This window comes from Microcoleus sp. B5-D4 (assembly GCF_036705145.1).
GTDB lineage: Bacteria > Cyanobacteriota > Cyanobacteriia > Cyanobacteriales > Microcoleaceae > Microcoleus.
Genome location: NZ_JAUBTV010000017.1, coordinates 99415 through 109698 on the forward strand (window position 1 = coordinate 99415; position 10284 = coordinate 109698).

The window sequence follows — 10284 nt, forward strand, 5'->3', positions numbered from 1 at the left end:
CGGATTTGCTTTACATGGCACATCCCAAATCTAAGGCAAACATCCTAGGCGTTTCATACCGTAAATCAGCAACGCCAATTAATCAACCTTTCCTTCCCAACAACTGCGGTTGCAAAACCTGATTTAATTTGCCGCTGCGAAACCCCTCCAAATCCAAAGTCGCGTACACAAAACCAAAATCCTGAAACACTGCCACCAATGCAGGCAAATCCGTATTTAGCACAAACTCCTGAATCTCCTCTGCGGGTAACTCAATGCGCGCCGTATCTCCGTCCGATCGCACTCGCAAATTTTTTAGTCCCAACTGCCGCAAATACCGTTCGGCGCGCCCCACTCTTTGCAACTTTCCAACGGTGATTTCTTCGCCGTAAGGAAAGCGCGAACTCAAACAAGGTTGAGCCGGTTTGTCCCACCAAGGCAAATCCAATTCTTTTGCCAACTGCCGCACTTCAAATTTAGTCATGCCTACTTCTGCTAAGGGCGATCGCGCGCCGCGTTCCTTCGCAGCCTGAATCCCCGGACGGTAATCCTTTAAATCGTCACCATTAACCCCATCCACCACATAAGGATAACCCTTTGCTAGTGCTAGGGGTTTCAAAGTATCATGGAGTTCGCTTTTGCAGAAATAGCAGCGGTTAACTGGGTTAGAAGTATAATTGGGATTTGCCATTTCCTGAGTTTCTACTTCCTGGTGGGCAATGCCAATTTCGGCTGCTTGAATCCGTGCATCTTCTAAATCTTCTGGCAGTAAAGACGGCGACACAGCCGTCACTGCCAAAGCGCGATCGCCCAACACATCAAAAGCGATTTTGGCTACCAAAGTGCTGTCAATTCCGCCGGAGTAGGCAATCAAAGCCCGTTCCATTTGTGCGAAAATATTTTTTAATTCTTCGAGTTTTTCTACTAACATGATTTCAACTTTTATTACTGCTATTCTGGATCGATACCGAGGGCTGCCAATCGACCCAAAAGCTCTTGATTTCGCTGTCTTTCCTGTTCCAGCAGCGTCTCGGCTAACTCTTTGTCTTGCTGTTGGCGATCGACCCGCTGGCGTTCATTTTCTGCCCGTTCTTCGGGCCACAAAAGCAACTCGCCCGCCGTATTCCACCAGCGCAGCCAATATCCCGTTCTCCCTTCGCGAGTTCCCTGCCAAACTCCCAAAAATAGATTTAATCCAGGTATTAAATAACGGCTGTTTTCATCAGGATTTTGATTGTCATAACGCTCTGATTCAAGCGCATAAACTTCTATTCTGCCTGTATGCGGTCGAAAAATGACATAGCGAGGAACTTTGATTACTTGTTCGTAAAAAAACCACTTACCGATTTCTTCTGTGTGTTCCACAGAGTATTCATCGCCGTAAGTAGCTGATAAAAATTCCATCACTACAAAAGGGACTGTTCCTTCGGTATGAGGCGTGTAACTGCGGCGGGGATAGTTGTGAGGCCTCTTTTGAACCGGCTGCACGTACATCCAGTCTGGGGCTTTGCAAATAGTGCGATCGTCCACAGCAGCACACAAAGCAAAATTAGAAACTATTAGTGCGTCTTGCATTAGTTCCGGGCAATCCACTACAGACTGGCGCAAACCGTTAGCTAGCAAGGGATGGTCTATATCGTCTACAGGGTCGTCTGGTAGGATGAAATCATCGGGTAGCAGAGGCCAAGTAATCTTGAGCTGCGATATCGGTTTGTGAATTATAGTAGTCATAAGTCACCTCATTTTACCAATAAAAATTTTAGTTTTAGTCGAGATTTCTGAGCGATCGCCTCCTTTATATTTTAGCGTGATAATTTGATATACTCACACTTTTGAAAGTAGCGAAGGCGCGTTTTAAAATTCCCTACGGGAAAATATGGCGATCGCAATTGACAACAGCAGCACCACATACAGCAAACCGTAGCCAGCATCTGTAATCAAACCTGCCAAGTAAGGAACTTGTCCGTAAACAGCATCATTTCTCAAATTGAATCTGGCTAAATCCGGCAAAACCAGATAAAGTCCCATCATCAATTGTTCAAGACCAGGATTTTTAGTTAACTTGCCCAAAGCCACTAAATCCCGCGTAGAATGTCCCATCAAATAAACGCCAAATGTCAGTAAAGTTGCCAACAGCGAACTGCTGAACACCCCAAATAAAATCCCTACACCAGCCATCAGACATAGCTCAAACCAGATAAACAGCGAAGCGATTAAAATGCTTTCCAAAGGGAAAGGAATGCGGCTCAAACTCAGAATAGCCAGATAGATAACAGTCATTGCTGCTACAAGCACCGCCAGCACCGCCGACAGTCCTAAGTGCTTGCCCACAATTAACTCAGCCCGACTTATCGGCTTAGCAACTAACAGATAAACAGTCCGCTTTTCAATTTCTTTGTTCACCAGTCCGGTAGCCACAAAGACTGTGGCAATTAGACCGAGAATGCTCATAGCAGCTAAACCGACATCTAAGATAATTTTATTTTCGGTTGTCGCCGCCAATTCCGGTATCAACCGTACCGAGGCGCCCATCAACAGAGCAAAAATAATAATTAAGTAAAGGATGCGATCGCGAATTACTTCCCAAAATACATTGGTCGCGACTGTCAAGATTCTTCTCAAATTCATCTAGTTATTAACCCACTGGAAACTTTTGCCATACTTTTAGTGTAAGGAAGAGGGAAGAAGGAAGAAGGAAGAAAAAAGAGGGAAGAAGGAAGAAAAAAGAGGGAAGAAGGAAGAGGGAAGAAAGAGGATTTTTTCCATCTCAGACTCTCAGACTCTCCCACTCTCCCGCTATACCGATCGCAATTAGTTAACAGAGACAGACTCAAACTTGACTGTCCCCCGCCGTTCCATCTTTTTTCTGTCCGGGTTGAGAGCGTTTGATGGCATCGCAGGTTACAGTCGCCCTATTGGCCACTTCGAACACCTCGCAAGATTTGGTAAACGAATATATTTCCGGTCTAAAAACCACTCCCAGCCAAGTTGCCTGCATCTCTAACTGATAGCGGGACGCTCCTTGGACGATCGAAGTTTTGACATCCCACCTCCCATCTTCTGCGACTACCCCAGTTGTTTTTAAGGCTTGATTCCGCAGAAAAAATCGCTCGTTGTCAATATCTATTAACATTTGCTCTACTTGCGCCCACGGTTTGGTGCGGGCTTCATTTTGCAGGTATCGCTCCATTTCATTGAGGATGACAACTCCTCGGGAGCGATTAATAGTTGGCCGTTGAAATGTCACCACATAATCGCTTTGCCTTAAATCCTGGGATAAAACGCTCGGATACTGTTGTATCCAACCTTGAATTAAAAAGTGAAAAGCAAACCAACAGGAAAACAGCAGGTGAACTAGAGTAATCATCAAAAACTGAGGGCGCACCAACGACCTGATACCTTCCCGTTTTGACTCGCTATTCCAAATCTCTATTATAGCAAGAACGACTACTGCTATAATTGGGCCGGATATCCATGCTATTTCCTTTCTATCCGACGGCAATCTTACCAGCAACCACAACCCAATTAAAATGCTTGTCACCCACGGACTCAGACTTACTCCTTTAATCACAAAAGGTTGCTGACTTGTCAGTAAACCCATTGAAAGTGTAAAAAATAACCAGCTCATATCAAAAAGCAGAGTTCTCGTCCGCCAGTCAGTGACTGCCGCCACTGTCAGCAAAGCTAAAAAGATGCTGAGTAGTAAAGGAGTCTTCCAGTGAACAACTTTAGGCGGAATCATCGCCTTTTGGATTTTTTTATTGGTTTCCCAAAGGTTGTTCGTCAGCTTAGTGAGTTGCTGAGTGACATCTAAAAATTGCTTCATCATAAATTTCAATAGACGCTTTGCAAAAACAACACGGTTAAAATAACGACATTGCTAACAGTGTGGGCGATTAAAATTCCCCCAAACTGGGTAGTTACTTGAAAAGTTCTTTTGGGAGGACGGCGGGTGAGGGTGGGCGGGCCTAAAAACTGAGGTTGGGAAGCTTTTTTATTGCCGACAACCATGTTTTCTATGAATTCTAAGCCCTGCCATTTAGCTAGAAAAGTTACTGCTAATACGGAGAGTGCTATCATAGTTATTGGAGCGTAAACATTATCCCCACGTCCTAATAAAATATAACCGATAAGCTGTTCCCGCAATTCTTTGCTAAGAACGCTTTCAATGCCGAAGAAAACTAACCAGCCTACGCAAGTGCAAGATAGATTGAGGATGGCTGTATATTCAATGCTGGTTTTGGGGCCGAGTTTAAGTAATTTTTGCAAAAACCACGATTCGATCGCGATCGCCAAAAACATAATTAAAATTTGCACCAAAACAGTCCGAAATGGGAAAACACTCGCAATCATAAGCCTTTAGGTATATCAGTCCGTGTTAAATTTTAATTGTACAGCACAAACGGAATAATCTTAACCGAAGGTTTGAGCACCTGATTGCGTTAGATCGCTGCTTAAAAGATTGGGGGTTAGGACTTATCGTATAATCTGTTGAGATCCGCCAACAGAATGGAAAAATTAAACATTCAAGGCGCGCGATCGAATACCCACCCCGATAGACTCAAACAACTGCTGATTATGGTAAGGAATGGCATTGGTATTCGGACAGCCTCATCCCGTTCGGAACGCGCCGCAGGTCAGATTCACGTCTACGACGGCGCTGGTAAAGGCAAGTCTCAGGCAGCTTTGGGAGTAGTGTTGCGCTCGATCGGGCTGGGTATCAATTCAGACTCGCCCACGCGAGTCTTGTTGCTGCGCTTTCTCAAAGGCCCCGGCCGCTCCTACGACGAAGACGGGGCAATAGAAGCCTTGCAACGGGCATTTCCGCACTTGATCGACCAAGTGCGTACCGGCCGTGCCGAATATTTTGGGGCCGAAGCAATCACCCGCTTCGATCGCGCCGAAGCTCAGCGAGGCTGGGATATCGCCAAAGGAGCGATCGCAAGCTCGCTCTATTCCGTCGTGGTACTAGACGAACTAAACCCCGTATTGGACTTGGGTTTGCTGCCTGTTGACGAAGTAGTCCAAACCCTCAAAAACAAACCAGAATATTTAGAAGTCATCGCCACAGGCCGAGCGGCCCCCGAAGCTTTGCTGGAGATTGCCGACTTACACTCAGAAATGAAGCCCCACTATCACCCTGCTGCGGCAGATCATCATATTTCCGGTATCGAAATATACACGGGAGCGGGGAAAGGCAAGTCTACGAGCGCTTTGGGCAAAGCTTTGCAGGCAATAGGTAGGGGTATCAGTCAAGACCAATCTCACCGGGTGTTAATCGTGCAATGGCTCAAAGGTGGCACCGGTTATACAGAAGATGCGGCGATCGCAGCTTTGCGGCAAAGCTACCCGCAGCTAGTAGACCACCAGCGGTGCGGCCGAGATGCTATAGTTTGGCGGGGGCAACAGCAAGAGCTAGACTGCATAGAAGCAGAACGCGGCTGGGAAATCGCCAAATGTGCGATCGCCAGTGGCTGGTACAAAACGATTATTCTCGACGAACTCAATCCCACAGTAGACTTAGAACTGCTGCCGGTAGAGCCGATCGTCGAAGCCCTGCTACGCAAGCCGCGGGATACAGAAATTATTATCACCGGGCGCTGCCACAAACCCCACGCTTACTTTGACTTGGCAAGCGTACACTCCGAGGTATACTGTCACAAACACTACGGCGATCGGGGCGTAGAACTAAAGCGGGGCGTAGACTTTTAAAGCCCGGAGCGGTACTCGGTTCAATCCGGGTCAGAATTATTAAATGATGGCCCTGCCTGGAAAACCGGAAATTGCCACAAAGCCTTGTTAGCAAGTAACCAATCTCCCAATTTCCCTGGTCTTCCCGATCACCCAGATCTGCCTTTTTTAATCTTTAATTTCCTCCCCCGGACGCGATCCCCGACCGCCAACCCAGAACGGAACATTAAGAATATGAGCCGCGTCTTATGGAGCGTGAGCACCTGAGACAGTGCACCAGGATTATTAAAGGGTGAAGACATTGAATATAAAAGCTTACAAGCAAAACAACCGCGAGGGAGAAAGTCTAGACAGGGTTAACGCCAGTAGGCTAGACTTGCGGCTGGCAAACAGGTTAAACTACAGCGGAATCCAAACATTCGGTGTTCTAGGCAGTGTCTGTAGTCGCACCAGCGATGACCAACAAGTAGAGGAGTGAAGCTTTATGACAACGTTAAATGACGATTCTAATCAACTAGATTTAAACCTTCCGGGACTGAGCCCGGATACAATCTTCGCCGCAGGCGGGGCGGATTTCGTTAGAACTTCCACCCTGGGCGGCAGCTTAATATTTGGCCAAGCCGATAACGATACTCTGATTTCAGTTGGCCCGAACGATACACTGTACGGCGGCGAGGACGAAGACTCAATCAGATCCCAGCGGACTCCGGCTTTGCTGTTTGGCGACACAGGCAATGACACCATAGTCGCTGAAGCCCGCGCTAGCCTGTACGGCGGTGGGGGAGAAGATTTCGTCCAAGGTACTGTCGAAGCTAACCTCATGTTTGGTAATGAGGGCGCAGATACGATGCTGGGAGGGGCCCAGAGAGCAGATTCCCTCTACGGCGGTAAGGACAATGACTCGATCGGCTTCTTCATCGCAGGGGGTGGCAACAACCTCGGTCTTCCCCTAACCGGAGGCTTCGCTGGCAATGAAGGCAGCAACTACTTGCGGGGAGATTTGGGCGACGACTTAGTTGTAGGTATCAATGTAAGAGACAGTCTCTTTGGCGGTAAAGGCAACGATACCCTAAGAGGTGTCGCCAGCAACAGCTACCTGTCGGGCGATCTGGACGACGACATCTTATTCATTACCAACCGTACCCAGACAAGCCCGTTTGCTCAGGGCAGCGTCATTACGATCGGCATTGAGAGAACCACCTTGATTGGCGGTGGCGGCAACGATTCTCTCACCGGCGGTATCGGCGAGTTTGAGGCCGGCAGAAACTTCTTAGACGGCGGCGACGGCAACGACACGATCAGGGTTTTCGCAACTTCTGATACCGCGCTGGGAGGTGCAGGCGACGACTTAATCCGGTCGGAGACGGCACTGAATCTAACTTTGAGCGGAGGCGCCCAGAGTTCATTTGGAGGCTTCGCGGGTCGCAACTCGCTCGACGGCGGAGTAGGCAATGACACGATCGTTGCAGCTTTTGCGACTGATACAATGATCGGTGGTGAAGGCAACGACAGCCTGAGCGGTACCTTTACTAACGCAGCCGGTGGAGATGGCAACGATACTATCAATGCTACCGCTGCCATTTTTGCTGGTACTGGTACTGCTTTGATTACTCTCGAAGGCGGACTGGGAGGCGATCTGTTAATTGGCTACACCAATCCTACTGGCAGCAGCTTCACTGTCACCAACCTCATGAACGGTGGCGTGGGAAGTGACACCATCTTCTTTGGCAGCGAGCGCGATCGCCTGATTGGCAACTTGGAGGGTAACGACTTCATCTCCTACGCTAGCGGCGTCAGCTTTGCCGGTCTTACAGCGCCAAACTTGATTACCGATACCTTAGGCAGCAACTTCATTACTGGTGGCAACGGCACTGATGTGATCACTACTGGTAGCGGGGATGACATCCTGTTCGGCGACTCATCCAACGCTACCGACGCCGCTGGAGGAGCCGGGGACGATACCTTAAATTCCGGTGCCGGAAACGACACGCTCCTGGGCGGGTTTGGTAACGACTATTTGATCGGCGGCGAGGGTAACGACTCTCTCGGCGGCGGGCCTGGTGCTGACACCCTGATTGGTGGCTCAGGCAATGACAGCTTCTACTACAACAACTTCGGCGAGGGCGCCGTGGGTACTAACGTAGACCAAATCGGCGATTTTACGAGCGAAGACCAGTTTATCTTCCAAATCAATGGCTCCAACGGCTTCCCGAACTTGAGGGGAGTGAAAAATACGAATCAACTTTCTTCGCAGGCGTTCTTGGCGCTTGAGAGTGGGCAGTACAACGGCAGTTTTGGTCCAGCCGGGGCGGGTGCGTCAGATTCGTTCGTCTTTTATGAAAATGAAACCGGACGACTAGGATTTGACTCTAACGGTTTTGGTACTGCTGACGGAGTAGTTACCCTGGCAATTCTGAATGGCAGACCGGGCGTGACGGCTGCTGACATTACCCTGATTTAATTTGGGTAAAAGTGGGTGGGATCGATTCTGAAACATCGCCCTACCAACTCTCAAAACTAATTGTGCTTTGTTTCGAGCTGGGGATATCCATCCCTGGCTTTTTTGTGGGCATTGGGAATTGGGCCGAAAAGTAGAATCTGTAGGGGCGGGTTCACCCATAAATTTTGCCACCCATCAATAATCTTGATAAACCCGCCCCCACCCAACGAATAACCCCGATCGACCATAGTCGCCCAACCGTTAAATTTAATTAATGGGGAATTGGGCCTTTATAGCATGGGGAATTGAGCCGAAAATTAGAATCTGTAGGGGCGGGTTCACCCATGAATTTTGCCACCCATCAATAATCTTGATAAACCCGCCCCCCAACTCAAAGACGATACCAGTCAAAAAGGAAGGTAAAAACAATGAAAACAATTAAAGACCTAGATATTGTTGCTTTAACTGAAGATTTAGAAGCCACCCATTTTGAAACAAAACAAATCATTAAATTATCAGAGATATGGGTTGAAGACCCCATCCTTTTAGGACGGCTTTAATTTCTTAAATCCATTCTTAAACATCAGGAAATTCCTAGTATTTGTGGTATACTACAATAGTCAAGGTTAAACTCCTTCGCCATCGTGAAACAGGGACTCAGACACACTTTTAGGCGTTAACCGGGGGACAAAGAGCGGCGAAAACTCTATAAACAGCTAGAGGCTTAATACAGTCTCACAACCAGAAAAATAAACAATTTACTTTTGTTAGGTAGGGTAGGGCATACCCAAACTCGCTTGTCAATATCCTAGTACGCTTTTGGAGATAGGCCCTAGGCGGGTGACTGCGAATCAGACTCGTTAATTGGTAGGATTTCTACGGTTAAAAGGTTTGAGTATTGCCGTAAGGACGCAACACTTAAAGGTCAGTCGCTGAATTAAGAATCCCCATCCTTTAGGTTGGGGAGTGTCAAATAAAGGACAAGTAGGAACGGTCGTGATGGAATTTGATGGCAGTGCTTTTGAGGTAGAATTTTCTCATCAAGATGGCACAACTTATGCAATCGAAACAATTCCAGCCACAAAATTAATGCTTTTACACTATGAGTTAGTAGAATCTGTAGGGGCAGTTACCCGATGAATTTTGCCACCAATAATCTTTATAAACCCGCCCCTACATATTGGTACAAATGATTTAGGCTAATTATAAAAAAAATCCCGCAAACATATCGTTTGCGGGATTTTGTAGGCAGGAAACTTGTAGGGAATACTGTTACTAAGCTCGGTCTACAATCTCTTTTGCTTTATCTTTGAGGTCTTCTTTCAGGTGAATTGCTGATGCTTCATCCTGCTTGGCTTGACCTTCTAATTTATCTTTCTGATTGCCTGTAACTTCGCTAACAGCTTCTTGGATTTTGCCTTCAATATTCTTCGCTGTTGCTTCGACTCTATTTTCAATGTTCATAATTTTTTATTCTAACTCTACAACTACTAATATATGATTTTAAAGTTGAGTTTGTATCTCTCTTTAGATAGACTTGCTGTTAACTTTATAGATATCCGGTAGGGAGACGGCACCGTGCCCTTCTTCGTGTCAACTTAAGCTCAAACCAAGTTACAGATTGCTGTTTGACTATTAAGGCCAGATCCCCCCTAACCCCCCTTCTTAAGGGGGGGACAGGAAGCCTCTTTAAGTCAACCCCTACTCCCCAACAATCAGGGGGATTTAGGGGGATCTAGACTCGACTATTAGCGAGATTTCTCAAGGGTTTTAGTCTTAAGTTGACACGACGAAAGGCACTGCCGTGTCCCTAGGGAGAAATATAAGTTGCAGGTTCGATCGCAACTTCGACAAGTTTATTTTTCGAGGAAAGACCTGATTTAATGCCGATAGCAGATTTCGGCACTTTAAACTTTTTGGCCAACAGCATGATTAATTCTTGGTTTGCTTTACCCTCCACAGGCGGCGATTTGAGATGTATTGTGAGGCTGCCGTCGGGTTGTTCTGCGATGCTTTGCTGTTTGGAATTCGGTTTAACTTTGACTGTGAAAATTTTCATGTGACTAATAACTAATAACTAATGACTAATGACTAATAAGGAATGAGAATTAAATAACTTCCACTCTTGAAAGTGGGATGGGCGTCCCGCCCGTCCTTTTTGGACGGGCGGGACG

The 10284-nt window shown here is 47.0% G+C and carries 12 protein-coding genes; 5 read left to right on the forward strand and 7 right to left on the reverse strand.

All coding sequences use genetic code 11. The features are described from left to right. Window positions 1-82: 82 nt before the first annotated feature. From larE to fraC, 5 genes are all read right to left on the reverse strand, one after another. On the reverse strand, window positions 83-910 hold the full coding sequence (larE, locus tag QUB10_RS11165) for an ATP-dependent sacrificial sulfur transferase LarE (RefSeq protein WP_333202050.1): 828 nt from the start codon (window positions 908-910) through the stop codon (window positions 83-85). Between the two features lie 20 nt (window positions 911-930). Beyond that, window positions 931-1710, reverse strand: a complete 780-nt coding sequence (locus QUB10_RS11170) for a Uma2 family endonuclease (protein WP_333202052.1) — start codon at window positions 1708-1710, stop codon at window positions 931-933. Between the two features lie 123 nt (window positions 1711-1833). Continuing rightward, window positions 1834-2607: an ABC transporter permease gene (locus tag QUB10_RS11175; protein WP_333202054.1), complete on the reverse strand. Its 774-nt coding sequence runs from the start codon at window positions 2605-2607 to the stop codon at window positions 1834-1836. A gap of 202 nt (window positions 2608-2809) precedes the next feature. Beyond that, window positions 2810-3808, reverse strand: a complete 999-nt coding sequence (locus QUB10_RS11180) for a DUF5357 family protein (protein ID WP_333202055.1) — start codon at window positions 3806-3808, stop codon at window positions 2810-2812. Between the two features lie 5 nt (window positions 3809-3813). Next, window positions 3814-4332, reverse strand: a complete 519-nt coding sequence (gene fraC, locus QUB10_RS11185; RefSeq protein ID WP_333202057.1) for a filament integrity protein FraC — start codon at window positions 4330-4332, stop codon at window positions 3814-3816. Between the two features lie 225 nt (window positions 4333-4557). Between fraC and QUB10_RS11190 the strand changes: the two genes are divergently transcribed. From QUB10_RS11190 to QUB10_RS11210, 5 genes are all read left to right on the forward strand, one after another. Next, on the forward strand, window positions 4558-5691 hold the full coding sequence (locus tag QUB10_RS11190) for a cob(I)yrinic acid a,c-diamide adenosyltransferase (RefSeq protein ID WP_333153872.1): 1134 nt from the start codon (window positions 4558-4560) through the stop codon (window positions 5689-5691). Between the two features lie 280 nt (window positions 5692-5971). After that, window positions 5972-6148: a hypothetical protein gene (locus QUB10_RS11195; protein WP_333202059.1), complete on the forward strand. Its 177-nt coding sequence runs from the start codon at window positions 5972-5974 to the stop codon at window positions 6146-6148. Window positions 6149-6154: 6 nt separating this feature from the next. Continuing rightward, window positions 6155-8131 (forward strand): calcium-binding protein, encoded by a 1977-nt coding sequence (locus tag QUB10_RS11200; protein ID WP_333202060.1) that lies wholly within the window; start codon window positions 6155-6157, stop codon window positions 8129-8131. 407 nt (window positions 8132-8538) lie between these two features. Further along, on the forward strand, window positions 8539-8670 hold the full coding sequence (locus tag QUB10_RS11205) for a hypothetical protein (protein WP_333202062.1): 132 nt from the start codon (window positions 8539-8541) through the stop codon (window positions 8668-8670). A 406-nt stretch (window positions 8671-9076) separates the two neighbouring features. Beyond that, window positions 9077-9250: a DUF4926 domain-containing protein gene (locus tag QUB10_RS11210; RefSeq protein WP_333202064.1), complete on the forward strand. Its 174-nt coding sequence runs from the start codon at window positions 9077-9079 to the stop codon at window positions 9248-9250. 135 nt (window positions 9251-9385) lie between these two features. On the opposite strand, the gene QUB10_RS11215 is transcribed toward QUB10_RS11210, so the two are convergent. Beyond that, window positions 9386-9574, reverse strand: coding sequence for a CsbD family protein (locus tag QUB10_RS11215; RefSeq protein ID WP_333054441.1), 189 nt, complete (start codon window positions 9572-9574; stop codon window positions 9386-9388). Window positions 9575-9920: 346 nt separating this feature from the next. Further along, window positions 9921-10169, reverse strand: coding sequence for a DUF167 domain-containing protein (locus tag QUB10_RS11220; RefSeq protein ID WP_333202066.1), 249 nt, complete (start codon window positions 10167-10169; stop codon window positions 9921-9923). Window positions 10170-10284 lie beyond the last annotated feature (115 nt).